The organism is Sphingobacterium pedocola (genome assembly GCF_015209965.1).
Classification (GTDB): domain Bacteria; phylum Bacteroidota; class Bacteroidia; order Sphingobacteriales; family Sphingobacteriaceae; genus Sphingobacterium; species Sphingobacterium pedocola.
The window spans coordinates 141,905-164,310 of sequence record NZ_MU158689.1; the positions used below are offsets into that span (position 1 = coordinate 141,905).

20 protein-coding genes are annotated in these 22,406 nt (G+C 43.1%); 14 read left to right on the forward strand and 6 right to left on the reverse strand.

What is annotated here, in order from left to right; translation table 11 throughout:
* Positions 1 to 4: 4 nt before the first annotated feature.
* The 4 genes from C4F40_RS00570 (at position 5) to C4F40_RS00585 (ending at position 5,366) form a co-directional block, all read left to right on the forward strand.
* Positions 5 to 1,603 carry a beta-N-acetylhexosaminidase gene (locus C4F40_RS00570; RefSeq protein WP_196937427.1) on the forward strand — a complete coding sequence of 533 codons (1,599 nt, stop codon included), beginning with the start codon at positions 5 to 7 and terminating at the stop codon, positions 1,601 to 1,603.
* Positions 1,604 to 2,442: 839 nt separating this feature from the next.
* On the forward strand, positions 2,443 to 3,687 hold the full coding sequence (locus C4F40_RS00575) for a quaternary amine ABC transporter ATP-binding protein (RefSeq protein ID WP_196937428.1): 1,245 nt from the start codon (positions 2,443 to 2,445) through the stop codon (positions 3,685 to 3,687).
* Positions 3,688 to 3,693: 6 nt separating this feature from the next.
* Positions 3,694 to 4,524 carry an ABC transporter permease gene (locus C4F40_RS00580; RefSeq protein WP_196937429.1) on the forward strand — a complete coding sequence of 277 codons (831 nt, stop codon included), beginning with the start codon at positions 3,694 to 3,696 and terminating at the stop codon, positions 4,522 to 4,524.
* A 5-nt stretch (positions 4,525 to 4,529) separates the two neighbouring features.
* A complete protein-coding gene (locus tag C4F40_RS00585) occupies positions 4,530 to 5,366 on the forward strand; it encodes a glycine betaine ABC transporter substrate-binding protein (RefSeq protein ID WP_196937430.1) in 837 nt (278 codons plus the stop codon).
* A 55-nt stretch (positions 5,367 to 5,421) separates the two neighbouring features.
* Here C4F40_RS00585 and proB read toward each other — a convergent pair whose 3' ends face one another.
* Positions 5,422 to 6,210, reverse strand: a complete 789-nt coding sequence (gene proB, locus C4F40_RS00590) for a glutamate 5-kinase (RefSeq protein ID WP_196937431.1) — start codon at positions 6,208 to 6,210, stop codon at positions 5,422 to 5,424.
* Positions 6,203 to 7,018: a pyrroline-5-carboxylate reductase gene (gene proC / locus C4F40_RS00595; RefSeq protein WP_196937432.1), complete on the reverse strand. Its 816-nt coding sequence runs from the start codon at positions 7,016 to 7,018 to the stop codon at positions 6,203 to 6,205. The genes proB and proC overlap by 8 nt, the downstream gene beginning before the upstream one ends.
* Positions 7,019 to 7,468: 450 nt before the next feature.
* Between proC and C4F40_RS00600 the strand changes: the two genes are divergently transcribed.
* The 4 genes from C4F40_RS00600 (at position 7,469) to hmpA (ending at position 11,000) form a co-directional block, all read left to right on the forward strand.
* Positions 7,469 to 8,536 (forward strand): endonuclease/exonuclease/phosphatase family protein, encoded by a 1,068-nt coding sequence (locus C4F40_RS00600; protein WP_196937433.1) that lies wholly within the window; start codon positions 7,469 to 7,471, stop codon positions 8,534 to 8,536.
* Between the two features lie 416 nt (positions 8,537 to 8,952).
* Positions 8,953 to 9,291 (forward strand): cupin domain-containing protein, encoded by a 339-nt coding sequence (locus C4F40_RS00605; RefSeq protein WP_196937434.1) that lies wholly within the window; start codon positions 8,953 to 8,955, stop codon positions 9,289 to 9,291.
* A gap of 8 nt (positions 9,292 to 9,299) precedes the next feature.
* Positions 9,300 to 9,737 (forward strand): RrF2 family transcriptional regulator, encoded by a 438-nt coding sequence (locus C4F40_RS00610; RefSeq protein ID WP_196937435.1) that lies wholly within the window; start codon positions 9,300 to 9,302, stop codon positions 9,735 to 9,737.
* Positions 9,738 to 9,791: 54 nt separating this feature from the next.
* Positions 9,792 to 11,000, forward strand: coding sequence for an NO-inducible flavohemoprotein (gene hmpA / locus C4F40_RS00615; RefSeq protein ID WP_196937436.1), 1,209 nt, complete (start codon positions 9,792 to 9,794; stop codon positions 10,998 to 11,000).
* Positions 11,001 to 11,097: 97 nt separating this feature from the next.
* On the opposite strand, the gene C4F40_RS00620 is transcribed toward hmpA, so the two are convergent.
* The 4 genes from C4F40_RS00620 to C4F40_RS00635 all read right to left on the reverse strand — a co-directional run bounded on the left by C4F40_RS00620 (position 11,098) and on the right by C4F40_RS00635 (position 15,509).
* Positions 11,098 to 13,260 carry an Ig-like domain-containing protein gene (locus tag C4F40_RS00620; RefSeq protein WP_196937437.1) on the reverse strand — a complete coding sequence of 721 codons (2,163 nt, stop codon included), beginning with the start codon at positions 13,258 to 13,260 and terminating at the stop codon, positions 11,098 to 11,100.
* Between the two features lie 140 nt (positions 13,261 to 13,400).
* Entirely contained in the window at positions 13,401 to 14,156 is a 756-nt protein-coding gene (locus C4F40_RS00625; protein WP_196937438.1) for a LuxR C-terminal-related transcriptional regulator, read from the reverse strand.
* A 108-nt stretch (positions 14,157 to 14,264) separates the two neighbouring features.
* Entirely contained in the window at positions 14,265 to 15,023 is a 759-nt protein-coding gene (locus C4F40_RS00630; protein WP_196937439.1) for a methyltransferase family protein, read from the reverse strand.
* A gap of 228 nt (positions 15,024 to 15,251) precedes the next feature.
* Positions 15,252 to 15,509 carry a DUF5640 domain-containing protein gene (locus tag C4F40_RS00635; RefSeq protein WP_196937440.1) on the reverse strand — a complete coding sequence of 86 codons (258 nt, stop codon included), beginning with the start codon at positions 15,507 to 15,509 and terminating at the stop codon, positions 15,252 to 15,254.
* A 93-nt stretch (positions 15,510 to 15,602) separates the two neighbouring features.
* Between C4F40_RS00635 and C4F40_RS00640 the strand changes: the two genes are divergently transcribed.
* The 6 genes from C4F40_RS00640 (at position 15,603) to C4F40_RS00665 (ending at position 22,359) form a co-directional block, all read left to right on the forward strand.
* A complete protein-coding gene (locus C4F40_RS00640) occupies positions 15,603 to 16,559 on the forward strand; it encodes a hypothetical protein (RefSeq protein WP_196937441.1) in 957 nt (318 codons plus the stop codon).
* 759 nt (positions 16,560 to 17,318) lie between these two features.
* Complete coding sequence (locus C4F40_RS00645) at positions 17,319 to 17,933, forward strand: Crp/Fnr family transcriptional regulator (protein ID WP_196937442.1); 615 nt, start codon at positions 17,319 to 17,321, stop codon at positions 17,931 to 17,933.
* A 290-nt stretch (positions 17,934 to 18,223) separates the two neighbouring features.
* A complete protein-coding gene (locus C4F40_RS00650) occupies positions 18,224 to 19,051 on the forward strand; it encodes a hypothetical protein (RefSeq protein WP_196937443.1) in 828 nt (275 codons plus the stop codon).
* A 96-nt stretch (positions 19,052 to 19,147) separates the two neighbouring features.
* Positions 19,148 to 19,357, forward strand: coding sequence for a cupin domain-containing protein (locus C4F40_RS00655; RefSeq protein ID WP_196937444.1), 210 nt, complete (start codon positions 19,148 to 19,150; stop codon positions 19,355 to 19,357).
* Positions 19,358 to 19,976: 619 nt separating this feature from the next.
* Positions 19,977 to 21,218: a DUF2264 domain-containing protein gene (locus tag C4F40_RS00660; RefSeq protein ID WP_196937445.1), complete on the forward strand. Its 1,242-nt coding sequence runs from the start codon at positions 19,977 to 19,979 to the stop codon at positions 21,216 to 21,218.
* Between the two features lie 241 nt (positions 21,219 to 21,459).
* Entirely contained in the window at positions 21,460 to 22,359 is a 900-nt protein-coding gene (locus tag C4F40_RS00665) for a sulfite exporter TauE/SafE family protein (protein ID WP_196937446.1), read from the forward strand.
* Positions 22,360 to 22,406 lie beyond the last annotated feature (47 nt).

The following is a 22,406-nucleotide window of genomic DNA, read 5'->3' on the forward strand; positions in this document are numbered from 1 at the left end:
AACTATGATATTTCGAATCTTTATACTATTTATACTAGTTGGTGTGGTTCATCAGACTGCGTGTGCGCAAATTATCCCCCGTCCTAACCAACTAGAAGTATTTTCAGGAGAATTTAAGTTGGATCATCGAACTGCGGTCATGTGGCCAAGGGAGCTGAAAAAAGAAGGGATGTATTTGGAGAAATTATTTGTGGAGGCGTTGGGCCATAAGCCGGTAGGAGCGAATGATGATAAAAAATGGATTAAACTCGCTATTGACGAGACATTGGAAAACGAATTAAAAAATGAAGGATATGTGCTGCATATTTCTACGCATGAAATCTCTATTCGGGCAGCCCATTCAAGAGGAATATTTTATGGCATTCAAAGTTTACGGCAGCTCATGATGCAGCAAGGGTCTACCTCGGGGGGATTTAATCTACCCTGTATGCAAATGCGGGATGTCCCACGTTTCGGATGGCGGGCCTTTATGTTGGACGAAGCCCGGCATTTCAAAGGAAAGGGTACGGTGAAGAAATTACTAGACGAGATGGCGTTGCTTAAAATGAATACCTTTCATTGGCATCTCACAGACGACCAGGGTTGGCGCATTCAAATAAATAAGTACCCTTTGCTTACGAGTATTGGAGGGCGTCGTGACTCGACAATGATTGACGGCTGGGGAACGGATAAATTTATCTACGATGGAACACCTCATGCCGGATTTTATACGCAGAACGATATCCGTGAGATTGTCAAATATGCGGCAGATCTACATATCAGCATCATTCCAGAAATCGATATGCCAGGCCATACAAGTGCGGCCATCGCAGCATATCCTTGGTTAGGAAGCTCTTCACAGCAAATCAGGGTGCCCGGTTATTGGGGTGTACTTGATCAGGTTTATAACGTAGCTGATCCGAATGTCATTACTTTTGTTCAGGATGTGTTGACAGAGGTGATGGAATTGTTCCCCTCAAATATTGTTCATATTGGAGGTGATGAAGTTAAATACGACCAATGGCGGGCCTCTGAAGCCATTCAAAAGCTGATGGCAAAAGAAGGTTTGAAATCTCCCGCTGATGTGCAAACCCGGTTTACGAACGATTTGTCTCATTTTTTGAATGGCAAGGGCAAGCGTATGATGGGCTGGAATGATATTTTAGGAGAGAAAATAATGGATCATTTCAATAATGACGCACATGATTATGTTGTTAGCGAAAGTCTTGCCGCAAACACCATCATTCATTTTTGGATGGGGAATGAAGACCTTATGGTACGCGCCGCCCAAGACGGATATGATATTGTTAATGCTTTTCATGAATACAATTATTTCAATTACGAAGCCACGGCGCTAAGTAAGGTATATGAATTCGAGCCTGTACCAAGTTCGTTAGTGGGTTTGCCGGGTAATGTGTTGGGTGTGAGCTGCCAGCTGTGGAGCGAATTTGTGGCGACGGAAGAGCGCCTAGAATACCTGCTCTTTCCAAGGTTGGCTGCTACAGCAGAAGTGGGGTGGACACAAAACGATAGAAAAGATTTTTCGCAGTTTACAACATCACTTCGTTTTTTGAAAGATAGATGGCGCTTAAAAGGCATCTCCTTTAATAATTCAATAAATTAATCGTCCCCAGCATGAAAAATAACTACTCACAATGTTCCTGAACGGTAAGATAATGGGATGGGCTGGCACCTTACATCCTGCTGAAGAATTCGGACCTTTTAGCCAATAACTGGAGAGGGCGTCTCAGAAGGAAAATATGTCGTCATTTCGACGGAGATTGAATTGCCGCTATTACGGCAAATAGACCTCGCTTATGTGGTTAAAATTAAACAGCTGTTAACGATCATTGCAGAATCCGTACCCTTCATCCCCAACGTTAGTAAAAGTAAGTGAATAGAGAGGGATTAACCGAAGTACCTTGTTGTCCTATCTGCACTATCTGGATGAAATAGATTTAACCACTAATCTTTTCAAGTACGGAGAGGGAATCAGTCTGTTGCAAAAGCCATCGAAAATTTATCTCGAAAATACAAATCTTATTTATTTGCTGGCAAAGGAAAATGTGAATCGCGGAAACCTACGTGAGACTTTTTTTGCTAACCAAGTTGGGTATGCGCACGACCTTTTATCTGTCTGAAATCTTTGACGTTGTCCGTCGTGCCGATCCTCCTGACGGGCATGTATTTATTTTTTCATACCTTTGTCGTAATGAGAAAAAGAGAAATATACAATAGTTCGTATTGCTTATTTTATTGGATCAGGAAAATGTCCTTAATAAATACCTTAAAAATCCCTCCCTGCGGATTTTAAAATATCACGGTTTTTTAGTTCAGAAAATACATTTCTAGCGTAGCGTGTATACGCAAGGGAATTCCTATGTAAACCGTTGACTGCTCGTCATGTTCTGGATGGGCATATTGCATTAAGCAACATTTAATCACATTTTAAAATTTGTTAATATGGAAGAAAGCAGACCTGTAAAAATAAGGGTCCAAGATCTTATTTTGATTTTTGGCAAGAATAAGGGACATGCGCTCGAGATGCTGAAAAAGGGTAATTCGAAGAATGAGATTCTAACGAAGACACAGTGCACCGTGGGTATAAACTGCGCGAATTTTGACATAATTGAGGGTGAATTTTTTGTCATTATGGGGCTTTCGGGAAGTGGGAAGTCGACTTTGTTACGTTGTCTGAACCGCCTAATCGAGCCCACAGCAGGCAGCGTATACGTCAACGGCGACAATATAACGCGTAAAAGTCACCGTGAATTACTGGATGTACGCCGTACGGAAATGAGTATGGTGTTTCAAAAATTCGGTCTGCTGCCGCACCGTACGGTGTTAGACAATGTGGCTTTTGGCTTGGAGCTGCGAGGCGAAAAGAAGGATATAAGGGAGGCTAAGGCCCAGCAGGCGATAGAAACTGTAGGGTTACATGGATTTAGCCATCAAAGTCCCGCGCAACTATCTGGCGGTATGCAGCAGCGCGTCGGTTTGGCACGTGCCTTAACCAATGATCCCGAGGTACTGCTGATGGATGAGGCATTCTCGGCGCTGGATCCGCTGATCAAGACCGAGATGCAAGATGAGCTGCTTGGTCTGCAAAGCAAACTCAAAAAAACGGTGGTATTCGTTACGCATGATTTGGATGAAGCGATTAAACTGGGAGATCGTATCGCGATCATGAAAGATGGTATTATCGAGCAGATCGGTACAGCGGAGGAAATCCTAACGAATCCGGCTACACCTTATGTAGAGGCTTTTGTTAAAAAGGTAGATCGTAAAACAATCATTACAGCGGGTACATTGATGCACGAAAAGCCTACCGTCGTTCGCTTTGGCAAGGACGGCCCGGAGGGGACTTTACGCAAGATGCGTACAACAGGTCTGGATGTACTGCCGGTGGTCGACGACCAACAGGTGTTTATGGGTTTTGTATGGGTTAACGATGCCGTACAAAGTGCAAAAAGGGAAGAGAAAACGGTGCAGCACATTTTGCTAACGGAGGTACCCGCAATTACTACGGATGTAACTGTGGAAGAAATGTTACCGCTCATTAGTGCTACACGATCACCTATTGCGGTAATCGATAAACAATCAAGACGTTTGTTGGGTATCGTATCACAAAATTCACTTGTCATCGAAGCTACCCGTTTTAATGAGCAGGACATCAATACATTAAAAGAATATGCAAATAATAATTAATCATTCATGGAAAAGATAATTGACATAGGGCAATATATAGCGGTGGCCGTAAAATGGCTAATGAATAACTTAAGGCCATTTTTCGACTTTATCAAAACGACCGGAAATGCAGGTATCGAAAGTATGGAATGGATATTGGTCGGAACACCATTCTATATAACGATTGGACTGTTTGCCGCAGTGGCATGGAAATATGCAGGGCGTCGTGTGGCGGTGTTTACGCTTATGGGATTGGTGCTGATCTACCTAATGGGATTTTGGGAAGAGACCATGCAAACACTCGCATTGATCATTTCATCTACAATCATTGCGCTGATAATGGCCTTGCCGCTTGGGATATGGTCTGCAAAAAGCCAAACTGCGAACCGAATCATTAGGCCGCTTCTCGATCTGATGCAGACCATGCCGGCCTTTGTTTACCTCATCCCCGCTGTTCTTTTCTTTAGTATCGGTAAACTGCCAGGTGCTTTTGCCACTATTATTTTTGCGATGCCTCCAGCGGTCCGTTTAACGGCTTTGGGCATTCAGCAGGTACCGGCCGACATAGTGGAGGCCGCCCGCTCTTTGGGCGCGACACAAAAGCAAATACTCCTCAAAGTAGAATTGCCATTGGCGTTGAAGACTATTCTTACCGGTGTGAATCAAACGATACTACTCTCGCTCTCAATGGTGGTGATTGCCGGCATGATCGCGGCGGGGGGGCTAGGTGAAAAGGTACTGGAAGGTATTAACAACCTCGATATTGGGTTAGGTTTTGAAAGTGGTCTGTCGGTGGTGATTTTGGCCATCATTTTGGATCGCATTACGCAGGCTTTTGGTAATAGGATAAATAGATGAGACAGATGGTATACAAATTAAGCTTTTTTGGACTCCTTTGCTGCGTTTTATGCGGGTGTGGCGAGCGGTTAACAAAACGTATCAGTATGGGGATGGTAGAAGGGTGGGCTGAAGGTAACGCGATGACTTTAGTGACCAAGGAATTTCTTGCGGAAAAGGGATATCACGTCATTACGCATAAGGCAGCACCTAATCTTTTGCTGGCGTCGATGGATAATGGAGACACCGATGTGTTTATGAATGTGTGGCTGCCCACAACGCATGGCGACAAGATAGCACCTTTTAAAAGAATTTCGAGCGCTGGTATAAATTACAAGGGGGCAAAGCTCGGATTGGTGGTGCCCAGATATGTGGATATTGGTTCCATAGATGAACTGAATGAAAATAAGGACAAATTCGAGGGTAGGATCGTCGGGATTGAACGCGGATCGGGTATGGCTACCTATACCGACAGTGTGTTGCTTGCCTATGACTTGGACTACAGGCAGTTAAATTCTTCCATGATTGCGATGGCATCAGAACTGCAGAAAGCCATTAATGACAACAAATGGATTGTGGTTACAGCTTGGCAACCGCATTGGTTATTCGGTCGTTTCGACCTCAAGTTTTTGGAAGATCCGAAAAAAATATACGGTGATACCGAGCATATCGAAACCTTTGTAAGAGACGATTTTGAAGAGGACTTTCCAGCGGTCTACCGCTATTTTCAGCGTGCCTTTTTTGAAGAAGCGATCATGAATGACCTGTTGATTCGAATGGAAGCGAGTAAGCGTAAAAAAGAAACGGCAAGGGAGTGGATAGCGGAACATCAGGAGCTCCTCGAGTCTTGGTGGGAAGGTTGATCTACATAAAAATGGGGCATCCCGGTTAAGGATGCCCCATACAATCACGATACACTCAAATTGTAAACCTTGTGCCGACGTCTTTGCCTGCAACAATATCCAGAATAACGTTATTCGTTTTCCCGTTTGCAATATAAGTGGGGATATTCATCTTAGCGGTCTTTTTTGCAATTTGCAATTTGGATCTCATACCTCCTCTGCCTTCAGCTTCGTCTTTGATGTTTTCCTGAACAAATTGTTCTACGGTTTCATCAACCGTTATCTGTCTGATAAGTTCGCTGTCGGGATCTCTGGGGTGGCCATTGAAAAATCCATCTGCATCGGTCAGGAGAATCAACATGTCCGCTTGTATTAATTCGGCCACAAGGCTAGCCAATTCGTCATTATCGGTAAAGGTAGACATAGACAAGGATACGGCATCATCCTCATTCGCAACCGGAATTACACCTTCTCTTAATAACCCTTCGTAACAGTTAATCATGTTTTCTCGGTGCTTGCCCGTATCGAAGTCGCGCTTGGTTGCTAGTACTTGTGCACAGCGCATACCATGCGATTGAAAAAGTGTATAGTAATGCCGCATCATGCGTGGCTGGCCAATAGCTGAAAACACTTGTCTTCTAATAATTTTATCCGCTGTCTGCAGTTGGTGTCGCATTACCTCTTTTCCGGCGATAACTGATCCGGAAGAGACGAGAACGGTAAGGATATCCTGTTCGTATAGTTCTGCAATCTGCTCGACCAGCTTATTTAAAATAGTGCCATCAATTCGCTTGTCTTTATTGGTTATCACATTGGTGCCAACTTTGACTACGACTCGCTTCACTGTTTTTTGTTCGTTATGCATAATCGAACTCCTTACCTAATTCTACGGCACGGGCAAATGCCGCATAGGCGGCTTCTTTGATTAGCTCTTTTACATTGTTATCTTCCATCGAGTCGAGTGCCGCTCGGGTGGTACCGCCCTTAGATGCGACCTTTGCCATCCATGCATTGGGATCTAGATCGGATGAGCCGAAAAGTTCGACTGCACCTGCAAAAGTTTGATATACTAATGTACGGGCCTCACGGGCAGAAAATCCCATATTCTGGGCGGCCTCGAGCATAGATTGCATGAAGTAAAATATGTAAGCCGGGCCACTGCCAGAGATGCCTGTGGAGGCATCAATATCTTTTTCGGTTTCTAGATGAATGGATCTTCCCGTTGTGTTCAAGAGTTGTTCAATGGTCGAAAGCTCCAACCTCGAAACCTCCGCAGCGGCAGTAAATGAGGTCATACCAAGGCCTACCTGAGCCGGTAGATTGGGCATGGCCCTAACGACCTTGGTTACATCCAATCCATTTTGTATAACGTTGATTGTAACACCGGCCATAATGGAAACAAAAACTTGTTCCTTGTTTACCCAAGGTTTCATCTCGGCCATTAACCCCTGCGCATGATTGGGTTTGACAGCGATTAAAACTACGTCTGCTTTCGGTAAACAGTCTTTGAGATCTGCATAAGCATCCAAAAGCGGGTGTCTTTTTAGTTCGGCGACCCGTTCCTCCGATTTGTCAAGGATCATCAAATCCTTGGTTTTTAAAAAAGTTGATTTTGCAATAGCTTCCGCGTAGGTGAAGCCCATATTCCCCCCTCCAATTACTAGTACCTTCATAGTTCTGTAATTTTTTGTTTATTGAATTATATAAACGGAGACGATCTCCGTTTTTGTATCATGAATGCCACAATCATCATGCAAAAAGCGGCGATCGCGGGTGAAAAAGTTGGAAAATATTGCAAGAGGTTTGTTGACCTGACAAGGTCACAGTTTAAAATGTACCCTATCTCTGTACAGACCCACAAAATGAGTATATAAATGTATGTTCTCTGATACGACTGCAAATGTGTCACGAGTACACGAAGTTGGCGTTGCGGTTGTGGTTTTGTCTGCTTCGTCAAGATATTGACACTTGCACCGCTCTCTATCATTGCAACCCTCTTTTATTTCTTGTGGCCTGTAGGCTATGCGCGACCACAGGATAGCTTGACCAATCTGCTGGAGATTGCGGACAGATGTGGAACCTGAGACGCTGGTTTTTATAGAATTTTTCTATCTTAGCGCAAAATGGAACTAATTGCAATATTTTTTTCTACTCTTCTGATTTTGTTGGGCTTACTTCCTTTTGTACAAAATCAACATTGGGTATTCAGGGTAGCGGAATTCATTAAATTGCAGCTCTTATTCGCGCAGTTAGGGGTTTTTTGCGCGTCTTTCTTTTTGATTAAAGATATCACATTACTTTGGGTACTCCAATCCGTGCAATTGGCGTTGATTATATATCATGTTGTTATCTTGATGCGATATACTAAGTTTTGGCGAACACAGAAATTTCCGCATTCTAAATATAGTACAGCGAAAGTTAAGATTATATCTTGTAATATATATCAGTATAATACAGAATATGATCGTTTTATAACGTTAATTAAGGAAGAGAAGCCAGATATATTCTTAACGATTGAGAGTAACGGGGATTGGGAAAAAGCGTTGGAAGTGCTGGAGGCGGATTATCCGAATTACGAAAAAGTCGGTTTGGAGAATACGTACGGAATGCACTTTTATACGAAACTGAAAGTAAATAAAATACAGACGCACTATTTTGTAGCGGATGATCTGCCGAGTATCGAAGCCGAACTCGAAACGGAAGATGGATGCCGTTTTATATTCTTCGGTGTGCACCCGCCACCGCCTAGTCCTACGGAAGAAGATAATTCAAAGGAGCGGGATGGGGATCTCCTTTCTGTAGCGAAAAAGATAAGGGACTATGACATTCCAGTCCTCGTAACAGGAGATTTTAATAATGTGGCCTGGGCGAAATCCTCAATTTTATTCAAGAAGACGAGCAGACTGCTCGACGCTCGGATCGGTAGAGGGATATTGTCGACATTCCATGCAAAATATTGGTTCTTCCGAGTGCCGTTGGATTTACTGTTTCACAGTCCCGATATCTTTATTGATAAACTGTTTATTTATCCTTCCGTCGGTTCTGACCATTTTCCAATAGGTTGCACGTTCCATATTGACAAAGGGAATGATGAACAAGTAGAAGACGTTAAAACGCTGGAAAGTGGAGAAATGGAAGAGGTGGATGAATTAATACAGGAAGGAAAAGAAGAACAAAGTGATAGCCGATAGCTAAAAACACTTCACGAATGGCCTAATTTGAAAGGGCCACCTTTTGTGGATCAATGGAGAGTCCACGATCGTCGGAAGCGTACGCAATCAGGGGATTGATATGTTCTGGGGAGGAGGGAAACACGCTGCCGTATCCGCGCTAAAATTTAAGAAGCTTTCTTAACGATTAAATGGAGTTGATCTTCAAGAACAAGGGGCGTTGGGCAAATTACGAGTCCTTCCATTTTTGCCATATGAATATTTTAGGCCGTTTACAGAACAATAGGAATATGGCACAGTGCTCTTTTTTAATAAAGGATATTTTTATCTTCTATTAATTTCACTATATTTGTAGTCGTTAAGGCTATTTAGATCGATCGTCGATCGGACGCTGAATAGCTGAAACAAGCTGTTAATAATACATAAGTTAGAGGCGAATGGAAATAGCATCGATTTTTGAGAACATCACATACAGCGATAAGCAACCAGTGGTTAGTGTGCTTATTAATTCGCCAGACCTTAAGGAAGTGCGTATAGCTTTTAAGGCGGGACAAGTGATGAGGGAGCATAAGGCGGGCTATCCAATCGTGGTAGCTGTAGTGGAAGGGTGTATCGATTTTGGTGTAGGGCAGGAACATTGTGTATTGCAAAAGGGTATGTTGATCGCATTGGCGGCCAATATATTACATGACCTAGAAGCAAGAGTAGACAGCATAGTTCGCCTATCGCTCAATAAAGCAGATGCAATCGAACGAGCAAAGAACGTAATGGAATAAGAATCGAGATGGGAATTTTTTCAAAAACCTGTGAATACGCAATAAGAGCTGTATTTTACATTGCACAGAAATCACAAGAAGGACAGAAGACGGGGATAAAGGAGATCGCAGAAAACATCGATTCGCCTGAAGCATTCCTCGCCAAAATTTTACAAAAGCTTAGTAAAGTTGGTTTAATTAGTTCGAGTAAAGGTCCGACGGGTGGGTTTTATCTTGATACCGTGGGTTTACAACGGCCGTTAGCTGATATTGTAGCTGCAATAGAAGGGGATGATATTTTTACCGGATGTGGCATGGGCCTCAGCTACTGTTCGGAAGAAAACCCATGTCCGTTACACAAGGATTTCAAAAAGGTTCGTAATCAGATTATCAAAATGTTACATGAAACGACGATCGGAAAATTCAACCAGGAATTGATAAATGGACAATTAACATTAAACAAATAAAATTTTTTACACCAATAAAGGACTTTTTTATCCTTTATTAAATGCTAAATACGTATGACAGAACAACAAAAACAATTGGTCAAATCTACGGTACCTATTCTGAGAGAACACGGTGTATCGCTGACCACACATTTTTACAACCGCATGTTTGAGCACAACCCAGAACTGAAGCATGTATTCAATATGGGCAACCAACAAAACAAGAAGCAGCAGACCGCATTGGCTATGGCTGTTTTGGCCTATGCAGAGCACATCGAAAACCCGGCTGTGTTGATGCCTGTAATCAATAATATAGGTCATAAGCATACCAGTCTGGATATTAGACCGGAGCATTATGCTATAGTTGGCAAACATTTGATTGCCTCAATCGGCGAGGTGCTGGGCGGTGCAGCGAACAGTGAGTTGCTGGAAGCATGGGCACTAGCTTACCAGCAGTTAGCTGATATCATGTCGGGGCATGAACAAAAGATTTATGGTCAGCAAACGGCGAAGACGGGCGGCTGGGCAGGCTGGCGACCCTTCGTTGTTAAACAAAAGATCAAAGAATCCGAAGAGATTACCTCGTTCTACCTCTATCCCTCGGATGGTGGTGCGGTTGCCGACTTCCATCCAGGGCAATACCTAAGCTTGCGGATATTCCTTCCCGAACTGAACTTACTACAACCGCGACAGTACAGTATTTCTTGTGCACCTAACGGTATATACTACCGCATATCGGTGAAACGCGAATCGGGTACTGAGCATCCCGATGGGATGATCAGCAACCGTCTGCATACTTATATCCAGGAGGGGGATCTTATCGATATTTCTGCGCCGGCAGGCACATTTGTGTTAGACGAGCACGCCGAAAGTCCCAAAGTGTTGATCAGTGGAGGTGTAGGTCAAACGCCGCTGTTATCTATGCTAGAAGAATTGATCGCCAAAGGTGATGAGATGAAGACGCCGATCACATGGGTACACGGCTGCAGGAATGAAGGTGTGCATGCTTTTAAAGACAGGCTTGTTGAACTGGAACAAAATTGTACATTTCTAAAAAAGCATATTTTTTACGATAGCCCAGCGGAAACGACTGCAGATCAGCATAAGGGATGGGTAGAGTTGGCAATGATTGCGGACGATATTCTTCAGGATAATGCCGATTACTACATTTGTGGCCCAGCACCTTTTATTTCGAAGCATCATAATTTCTTGTTGGGAAAAGGTGTTCCAAAAGAAAAGATCCGTTTTGAAGAATTTGGTCCAGCTTCTTTACAGGTAGGTTGATTTAATTAGGTGTGATACATAATCCACGCGCCGGCGAAGATTTTTATACGCTGGCGCGTGGAAAAGTGGAATTTTTCCTACTGTTCTGTATTCTATGTCAATTTCTTTTCAGTACTAATTTCATATAGTCGCCCTGAAATGTTTCGATAATTAGTTCGTCGGAGGTGAGCTTTAATATTTTGAAGTTCATTTCATCACCTTCTATATCAATCACCAGCACATTATCGGGTCGCAGGGTATAGGAGCTCGAAGTGGTGTCATCGTAGTTTTCTTCGATAGGTGGTACAGTCGAACAGGCGGTCTGATAGCGATAAAATCCTTTTTCCCTAAAGTTGGCCGTATTGTTTTCCTTGAATTCCAGTTCGTACGCATCGGTCCGCTCTTCGATCTTGTCGTGATCTGTACAGTCGTGTTTCGTACTTTCTCGTGTATAGGCTACGTGGTAACCGAGCATCTGTCTTCCGCTTACATCGATGTCGCCGTCGTACCAGTCGTGGTATAGTTCGGTAGCTTTCCACTTGCCGATTATAGTGACACCCTGCGCCGTAAATACTAGCGGCGCGTTGCGTACCGGTGTGCCTGCTATTGTGTTAACCAGTACACTAACTTCTTGGTCTCCCGTGCTCCCCGGTGTCCATTCAGCGGAGGCGATGCCCTGTGCATTTGTTTTGCGCTGCGTGTTGCTAAGGCTGCCGCCACCACTTTTGATTTTCCATTCTACATCAACACCCGCCAGAATTTTCCCATTCTCGTCTGTAACTTTTATTTTCAGTGGCTCTTTGAGTTTCTGTCCCGGTGTTGTCGTTTGTTTGTCGCCACTTACCTTATCCAGTTGATGGGGACGTGGTCGCCCGTCGTAGGTAGCGTTGACGACGGTATGGATATCGATACCCAAGTCGGGCTCCTTGTAGGCCAGACGGAATGTGAGAGGCACGATCGTATCCACCTCCGTACTGCTGGCTTTGACCGATATCCCATCGTCGAGCGGTGTAACTTGAATGTTGATCCGGCTATCGGACACGGCTTCAACACGAAGTAAGGAGCCGGGAGAAGTCCGGTTCTGTACCGGGGAACTAGCGGGTAGTCCGAGCGTGAACTTTGTAAGTGAAGGCTTGGCACTAAACCAGGATGATACACCGTTCAGAAAATCGATTCCTTTATTATACAGGCCTCCCGCCTCTTCCATCCGGGAAATAAGACGGCTAAAGACCATATTGTTGCTATTCTTGTCGGCCGTGGTAAGCGTTTCGTATCCTACGGTTGGGCGTAATGCATAAAGGGTATCTTGAACGAAGGTGAGCCCAGCAGAATTCGAGGTGGTAGTAGACATGAGACGCATCTTGTTGCTGGCGGATGGCATAAATATGGTTATGGCTTTACCGTTATACCTGAACATAACTGACTTATACTTTAAAAACTTGCTGAAGGAGTATAGGGAGGAGGCTAGTAAGGCTAAGCCGCCAACTTGCGTCCATCCGGTAGGGGCAGCGAATAGTTCCGCACCGACCACCAATGTGGAAAGTGAAAAGACGAGTAATGCGCCGGAAGCAAGGATGGCTTCTCGATATTCGGCCTGTGATTCGATCGATCCAGGGACATCCAGCCAGGCAAAGGATGACGATTTTAGCAGACGACTCTGCAGCGAGGCACTGGATGAGGCGGAAAGCAATTTGTTACTTCCGGCTTGCGGACCGGCCTGTAGATTTTTCGTAATACCATTTAGGCAATAGGCCAAAGCTATCTTCTCGCTCGGAGGCAGCTCGGCATACTTTTTATGAAAGGCTTCCATTAAAAGATTCATGTTGGTCTTTAATGTTGCATCTTCTTCGTGTAGACTCGTGATAAGCGTCTCCAAGGTATTGCTAAAACTGCTCACGGCCGGCGTGGGATCTGTAATGGCTTGATAGGTGTCTACCGTGAATATCGATTCTTTCAGCCCGGCTTCGCTCAGGTTCAGGTTTACTTTACCGGGCGATACTACGGGCACCACGAAATAGGCAATGCTGTCGTTGAGACGGCTTAATTGCATGCTTTTATCACCAAGCTTACCTGTCCATAGGCTTTTATCTGCTTTGAAGCGGGCTTTCACTTGGATAATGTCCCCAGGTGTTCCTGACATGGGCGTAAATACAGCATTTTCGGAGCCGACAATTGGTGTTTCTTCGTCTGGCTTGTCATCGATCGCGTCGTTGCTCTGTTTTTTGCACGATGTCGGAAGGACAATCAGCAAAAATATAAGATAAAAAAAGATATTTTTCATATGCGTGAATGGTTAGTGATCCTCTTATTCATATCCTGGTTGTTTATGCCATCAAAATTAGAGAGAAACTTTCTAATGGAAAATACCACGTTTGGGGTATTTTACGGTTATAATTCACTAACCAAAAGCGCATGAACGGGCTAAACCCACCCTTCCCGTATGGATTTGACCAAAAGTTCCTGAACGCTGTTACACCCCGACTTCCGAAAAATATTTTTGCGGTGGGTTTTGACCGTCAGAAGGCTTCGGTTCAGCTCGTCTGCAATATCTTGGCTTTTCAGTCCTTGCACGATATAATGCAATATTTCCAATTCCCTTTTTGTAAATAGGGGAGAAGAGAAGTGAAAACTATCGTGTAGGTGAACATTGTAGTAAGAGGGTGCGCCCTGCATCCCGATAAAAGATAATTTTGGAATACCCTGGATATTTAGATGTGTTAAATCGGTAAAAATTCCCAAAGTTCGAACGCCTCCTTCCGGGAAGTAAAACAGTGGGACGACCTGTTGCTGCATACGTTTATAGCTTTTGTCTTTGATCTGTAGACGATAGTCGTATGCAAACTTGTATTTGAAAAATAGATCTGGAGCCAAGCCCGAAAAGAATCGAACGGCACTCTGCTCGTAGTGATAATAGTATGGTAAATCATCAGGATGTATGCTGTCTAGCACCATTTGCAACTGGAATTCTTCGGGAGCATATCCCAATATTTTTTCCACATTCGGATTTACGTATTCCATTTCCGCGGTACGCGTATTGAAGATCACGTAGAAATATTCACCAAAATGAAACACGTCCATATAGCGGTTGATGATCTCTTTTTGTGAAAGGTCTAATTGCTCGCTGACCGCAGTCGGAATGTTTTCCCAGATATCTCTCAATTTATCAACTCTATCCATTTATCAGGTTTAAATTAGCGCAACAAATACATGTACGTAGCTATTTTTAATAAATATATAGAAATTATTTAAGAACTAGCGGGCGGCTTACTCTTTTTGATCCCCCCGTTATCTGTCTCTCTCGTTTAGTAAATTGGTATAGGTCTTGAAGTATTTGAGAATGACATACAGCAGCCCTATCAGTAGACACGATGCCAAAAGTGTGTAATCGAAATACACTTTCCCTTCTTTTAGCTCTCCAAGTATATCGAAGAAAGCGAAAATTAAAAAGGTAGCTGCTAATCCGTTTTTTTCTTTTTTTAATACCTTCTTCCAGCTAAAGGCAAATTGCGGCTTTACAAATTTTTTGAGATTAAATATAGGAATAAATGCTGGTACGCGGTTGGCCCATTCCATATAGGTAATGCCAAATTTACTTCTCAAAAACTGCTCTTCAGCAAACATTATTCGCTCGTAATAAATCCAGTAAGCAAGCACGAATGTGATCAGAAACCAAAAATTAGCGATTAATAAAGCGACTCCCAACCACATAAAAAAGTTTCCAAGATATAAGGGATGGCTCACCAGGGAATAAATACCTGTGGTATTTAGACTATCCGCTATTTGCGCTTTTGTATTTCTGCCCGAGGTGTTTGCGGGTGTATGTCCGACCGTATAAACTCGAATAGCCAGACCAAGAAGACTTATTAATAAGCATACTCTTCCATAGTATATTTCGTAACGGTTTTCTGCTAAAAAAAATATTTCCGGATAGATTTCCGTTCTGAGATATAGTATAATACCAATCAGCAGTATAATAAGGGGGAGTATACTGCGGTACCGAAAAAGCCAATTGCCCTGTTTCTCAAATTCTTCCTGAAGAGCCATATAAATTTGTTTTAATTCAATGGAATTAAGAATACAATGATCCGATAGGTTAACAACTGAGAATGCTCGAAAGTTCATTTTCGAGCCAAGTTCTTAGGCAATGCATTGCACGAATGCTCGCGCTAGAAAGAGTATTTAGTACGTATTCTCGAGGGTTAGCACAAAAAAAGGCTGCTCCGGTTTTTTTTTATCCGAAGCAGCCCTTTTATGTGTCGAACGGGGTGCGCCTTATCTACGTTTAAATGTGGTCGTCGATTCGTAGGTATTGCTGCCACTTACTTCCTTTTGGTGCAAGATTAAATTGCCACCATTAAAGGAAAACGTGAAATCTGCATCATCTCTATCCGATTCAGGATTGGTGGACGTTATTTCGAGCTTATTTCCGTTTATTTTATACGTAAAATTTTCTCTTTCCCAGATTTTACTTTCCGTCAAATACTCTTCCAGCGTAATGTGTTGGTCATAGAAGGTGCTCTTTTTACACACCTTCTTTCCGAATCGGCTGGAATATCGGTATTATTTTATTTTCTGTAAGGGTATCTTCGTCATGGGTTGTCTTTATATAAAACAAAAGAAGAAATGAAATTAAACACAATCTGCATTAAGGCCTTGGTTATTTTAACCCTTGTAAATTTTTCCTTCCCAAGCTTCGCGCAAGAGGAAAAGAAGTCGTCTATACATATAGGGTTACTATATCCCTTAAGTAATCACGGAATTCATGCGAAGAACTATTCCAATGTATTCTCGCTGCACGGTATTGCGGGCGTATCTAAGCGTGAACATGGTATAGCATTGGCTGGCTTTGCCAATATTGTCAAAGAAGAAGCTAGTGGAGTGCAAATAGGCGGTTTTGCCAATGTCATTAAAGAGGACGCTAGTGGGGTGCAAATAGCTGGTTTTACAAACGTGTACAAAAAGGGCAATGGTTTTCAATTAGCAGGATTCGCTAATCTGGCTACAGGCGATGTGAAGGGTATGCAATTGGCGGGCTTTATGAATAAAGCGGCTAAGGTTCGCGGCGTGCAATTTGCAGCGTTTATGAATATAGCGGATAGTAGCGATTATCCGATCGGTATTGTTAACCTTGTTAAAAATGGTACGAAGGCCATCGGTCTTAGCTTTGATGAAGATCAGACAGTTCTCGCTACATTTCGCTCAGGGGGACGAGTAATGTATGGTATCCTGGGCCTGGGTTACAACCTGCAAAATGAGAAACAACGCTATGCGCTGGAGGCGGGTTTGGGGGCACATCTTTTAACAAAAAGGGCTTTTACTTTAAATACCGAAGTAACTAGTACCTACTTGTTTGATTTTCATGATGGAACCTATCACAAAAGCTCGATCCGGATTCTTCCGGCGTATAAGATCTCCAAACGGATTGAAATCTATGCGGGACCCTCCATAAACCATATTTTTACAAATACCAGTAAAGGTAGAGAAATGATCCGTAATAATCTCTGGGAAAAAAGTTTAGAACCAGGTGAAGTTAATGCAATAAATATCGGTGTAATGGGTGGTATCCAGGTTTATTTCTAACCATCCGTATCGGGTAGGCCTGCACAGTGATGTCATACCATTATTTTGTTGCAAAGGGTATAACGAGGCAGATTTGATAGAGACGGGGGTGGTAGCGGATTACGCAACTAGGCGCGAGCACTGCTTTACTGGTGCTCGCGCAATAGGTTGTCGTATTTTCTTGTTAGTTTCGGTTGAGTACTAATTTCATGTAGTCGTCCTGATATGCAAATCGCCTCTCGTGCAAATGGCCGCATATGCGTAACGGTGCTTATGCTTTGAGAAGCATCTTCTTTAAGGCGGTATTTCTTTTCAGTAAAAAAGCTATCTTCGTTGTTGGAATGCGAAACGTAATTTCTATATTTCCGCTATAAATAAATTCTCATTGACCGAGGAGAACCGACCGTAGGGAGCTCACCGTAGGTGAACCGATAAACCGCTTAGCGCTCATTCATGCCACTAAAGATGATCATTAATGAACTTAAGCGAAGCGTTCTTGAATGCGGAAAACAGACACATCATGAAAAATAATTTGGCTTTATATGTAACGCGATTATACTTGCATATAAAGCCAAATTTATCTAAGTTTGTCGTGTTAACTCTCGCACGCTTCTGATTCAAGTGCATCTTGCGAGGTTTTTTGCTAAATTATGAGGTATTCCAAAAAAGTCCGCCCCCCTTTGCGATAATATGTAGCTACCGATAAGGCTTACTGTTATTTCTGCTTATCCTGTAGGAGGCAAGTGCCGCGTTGACAGGAAGAGGACGATAACATTAACTATGGAAAAATTAATTGCAAAATATCCTAATGGAGGAAAGGAAATGATCTACTTCTTTGAAAAGATCTATCCGATTTCTCAGCCAGCAATGGAGTTTGTGATGGCCAATACGTCGTATGTCAACGTTAAGAAGGGAAAATATATCAGAGAACCGACGGACGGAGAAGAGATGGTTTACTTTGTGGTCAGTGGGCTTCTGCGTGGCTTTTTAAAGACAGATGATGTCGAGATAACAACTTGGATCAACGAGGAATATAATATGATTGGAAGCATTCGTAGTATGGGACTCGATGTAGAAACAGGGGAGTATATACAGGCCTTGGAAGACACCCTGCTGATTGCGTTTAAACGATCTTGTTTGGATGAACTTTATGATCGCTTTTCGGAAACCAATATTATTGGCCGTAAAGTACTTGAAGTATATTATCGCGATGCGGAAGAGCGCGCCTACCTTTGCCGGCTACCCTCTGCCGAGAAACGCTACCGGAGGCTCGCTGAAACGCGCAACACACTATTTGGGCGCGTAGCCCTTAGACACCTCGCTTCTTATCTGGGGATGAAGAAAGAAACACTCTGCCGTATCCGTGCTAAATATATCCCTGCCACTGGGAAATAGGGTTCTCCTGAAGGTTAATGTGTTTTTTTATTTAAATGAGCTGAGATGAAGAGTGCCGACGTAGCTATGGACTTCCGCTAGCGCACGACTTCCTTTTATTTTCCTTGATCTGCACAAGCGCATGGATGCATGCTACGCTCACACTATTATTTGATCGCTGAAATATTTTTTATTTTTTTTTACTTGGGGGGTAACAAATCGAAAGAGGTGTTGATATCCCTATGAATGCACAAGCAGACGGCGGATTCCGAAAAGCCAAATGAGTAGGGAAACTAAAAATAAATGAAACTATGAAAACTTTACAAAATTTAATCCTAATCGCTTTATTAAGCACCTTTACGTTAACATCTTGTCAGAAAGATGAAATCCCAGGTTCTAAAGTGGAGGAACGCGAAATTTCGACCAAGCAGATGCAAAATGGAAAAAATCCATATGACGAGCAAGGTGTGCTGCACAATGCTTTCCTGGATCACTTTATCGCAAAGGCGGATGGGAAAAAGGAAATGAACCCAGATAAGATGTTAAGCATTTATGCAAGCTTTTATGCCGCGAACAAAATGGAGTTTGGCGATGAGCAGATTGCGGGTTACCAAAAGCTTTTTAATGCTTATGGTGAGCTGAAAATAGGAAGACCTGTCCCTCCTTTTCCACTTAATTTTTGCCGGTTGTTTCCAGCGATTTGCGATATCCTAACCCCATCACCAACGTTTCCATTTGCGCTGCCCACAGGCCTCTTGAATGGACAAAATGGCGACAGCTCTACCGAACGGACCTTGAAATTTATTGAGGCTGTGAAAATGACGGAAGCGAATATACTAGCTGATAAAGAACTGAGCGAAGATCACAAAAAGGTATTGTTGAACCAACATGCTATTGCGCGTTATTCCGCTGGTTATTGGCACAATGTTTCCGCTATTCAGAAAGGAAAGAGTGGGTATTATGATGACTTCCAAGACGCAGATATAGCAGCGCTTTGTCACGTTTGTGATGTGGTAGGTGCTGATGCCGCCGGTGCTGCGGTTGGTGCGTTAGTTGGAGGTGTCGGTGCGGGACCTGGAGCAGGTATCGCTAGTGGTGCCGCGGTACTGGAAAAAGCATGGAACTGGTTCTGGAATTAAAATCTTACAACACAAATGACCAGGTACAGCGGAGTTGATGAAATGTCAACTCCGCTGTCGTTTTTTTGGTTATGCGGATGGCGTTAAGGTGTTGCCTTGGTTGCGCGTAAAGGTGAAGTGGTGCCATACCAACTTTCGCACGAGGGAGAAGAATTTGTATACGTGATAGCAGGTGAAATGAAGATGCAGGTGGGTGATACGGATTATTTATTAAAAGCGGGTGATACTCTTTATTTCAATGCGCTACACAAGCACGGTATCACGTCGATGACGGACGAAGTGAGGTATATTGATACCTTTGTGTAATGCAATTCCGTATTTTATCGGCAGCGACGCAAACGAAATCGATCGATAGCCGGTGTACGGCTGGCGGTTGATGAACGTAGCAGGGGACTTAAAAGTGCATTCCAATGTGGAATGTACGTGTGCCCCAAATTCTGTTTGCATCGAAAAGCACCATGTTCTGTTAAGATGCGTTCCTTGACACTCCAGCACCGAAATCAAAATAGAGGGTTGCACCCCATAGCCGTTGCCTATCCTTGCGGTTTCGAAAATGTTTTTTTTACCGTGAGGGCTTAGCTGATTGGATGATTGGAATTTGATGCCGATAGGACTTATTGCATTCATGAACGCAATGTCTTTAAGATAACCCTGATCTACTTGTTGGATAAAGCGCGCTACAATAGGAAAAAGCTCATTTGATCGATTTTTCCCCTATAAATAAACTATAATTGAACATTTGATTACCATGTATTGAATATCTTTGATGAGAATCTGGATTAAACCTTCATGTGGACAGCGTTATTTTTAGCGGTCTATTTAAGTTAGATGTTATTTTATGTTTTTGGCCTATCGATCGCGGATCGTTTGTCTTGAAAATGAATGCGGATGTAAATAATTTGTGAAATATAATAGTGTTTATAAAATGAAAAGTATACTAGTTATTACTGCTTGTTTTCTGCTATGTAATATAGCGGTATTTGGACAGCAAAGAACCAATAAGGAAGCCAAGCAGATATCGGAACGTATGTTTTGGGTGCAGCAGATGGATAAAATGTGCAGGCCTGTTATTCAGAATCTTGCGAATGATAGTCTGCGCATTGCCATGCCACAAGTCACTTCTGAACATGTGGACAATAGGGAGCATCGAATAAAAGTACAATATGTGGAGGTGCTTGGGCGTGTATTAAGTGGTATTGCACCGTGGTTACAGCTTGAGGGCGGGAACGATGAAGAGGTGGCATTACGTAATCAATATAGAACATGGATTTTGAAGGGGTTGCAAAATGCGTTGGATAGTAACGCAAATGACTTTATGCGCTTTGATATTGGCGGGCAACAGTTGGTAGATGCATCTTTTTTGGCCTTTGCGTTCGTACGTGCACCCTGGCTGTGGGAGAATCTTGATAATGCTAGTCGGGTAAAGCTGGTGCAGTCTATCATGGTTACCCGAAGGTTTAGGCCGGTTTTTTCAAATTGGTTGCTGTTTTCGGCAATGAATGAAGCATTTTTAGCCAAGTATGGCTTTGACTGGGATGTAATGCGGATTGATTACGCGTTGCGCCAGATGGAGCAATGGTATGTGGGCGACGGGATGTATAATGATGGTGTTCATTTTGCTTACGATTATTACAACAGCTATGTCATTCATCCTTACCTAGCCGGAATTGCCGAAGTGGTCGGTGAAAAGACAGATGCATACAGAGGGATGTTCGATAAGATCAAAAAGAGAAATCAGCGGTATGCGATCATTCAGGAGAGATTGATTAATACGGATGGAACTTATCCCCCGTCAGGTCGGTCGATCATATACCGGGGAGCAGCATTCCATCATCTGGCCGATATGTCGTGGAGGAAGAGTCTACCGGAAGAATTGAAGCCGGCACAAGTGCGGGGAGCATTGACGGCCGTTATTACCAAGACTTTAGAAAGCCCGACTACATACAAAGACGGATGGCTTACGATAGGTCTATACGGAGCACAGCCGGGCTTGGGTGATTTTTATAACAATCAAGGAAGTCCATATTTATGTGCGACGATCTTTTTGCCGCTTGGACTTTCTGAATTGGATGAATTCTGGACAGCGCCTGCCTTGCCTTGGTCGTCGCAGTTGATTTGGAGCGGGCAGCTGGACGCAAAAAAAGACTATGGGGTAGATTTAAGATAGGTGTGTCAGCTTTTATCAGTTACGGTAATATGTCTTTTTGTTGCCGGGGAACCTGCGCTATCTGCCGTATTTGACGCAGGGCGCACCGGACCCGAGCGGGGTTGTATAGCTCACGATTGGGTTCCACGAGGTCTTCGAATCAACAGCCTAAATAATTTAACATATATTAATCTATGGAAATAGTCGTCTTTTAATTTTTTTATTTTACATTTGTGCGTTCACCAGATGTTATAAAACTTATATGGAAAAAGCGCTGTCGGCATTAAATCTGAATAAACTAAAAGGAAAAGTCACCTTAAAGCATGTAGGATGGGTTATCGTTTTTTTAAAAGTCGTTATTCTGCTGTATTTTATTCATTTAATAATTGAAGGTGTTCAAACGAATTCTTTTCAGTTTGGATCTATGTTTTTCGGTTTCGTACTTGCTGGATTTGTAGCGCAATTAATCGATGGTGCTTTAGGAATGGCCTATGGTGTGAGCTGTACGAGTTTATTGCTGTGGTTTGGTATTCCACCTAAGTTTGCGTCGGCTAGTGTACACACATCTGAAATATTTACTACTGGCGTGTCAGGTTTGTCACACATCCGTTTTAAAAATATTGACAAAAAGCTGTTCTTTCAGATTGCAATAACAGGAAGTATAGGTGCTATACTTGGTGCTTATTTGCTATCTGATATACTCGACGGCAACTTAATAAAGCCGTATATCTCTATTTATTTATTGGGACTGGGGTTGTACCTGCTTTTAAAAGCCTACAGAAACAAGGCCAAGGCAGCACGTAAAATAAAGAACGCGCCGCTTCTAGCATTTTGCGGTGGTTTATTGGATGCCATCGGTGGTGGTGGCTGGGGGCCAATCGTTACTTCGAATTTATTAAGCCAAGGAAAAAATGCGCGCGAATCCATCGGCACAGTTAATACTGCAGAATTTTTTGTTACCTATTTTGCAACAGCAGTATTTATTTTCGTACTAGGCGTACAGCATCTAGAGATCGTATTAGGTCTTATCATCGGTGGTGTTATTGCGGCGCCCGTGGGTGCATACGTAGCTTCCCGAATAAATCAACGTGTTTTGCTTACGCTAGTAGGTGTGATGGTGGTGTTAATTTCCTCCTGGGGCATCTTTCAAGCCTGGTTCTAAAGAAGATAATAGCTAAGCTACTTGCCATTCGGTATCCCCCTGGAAGT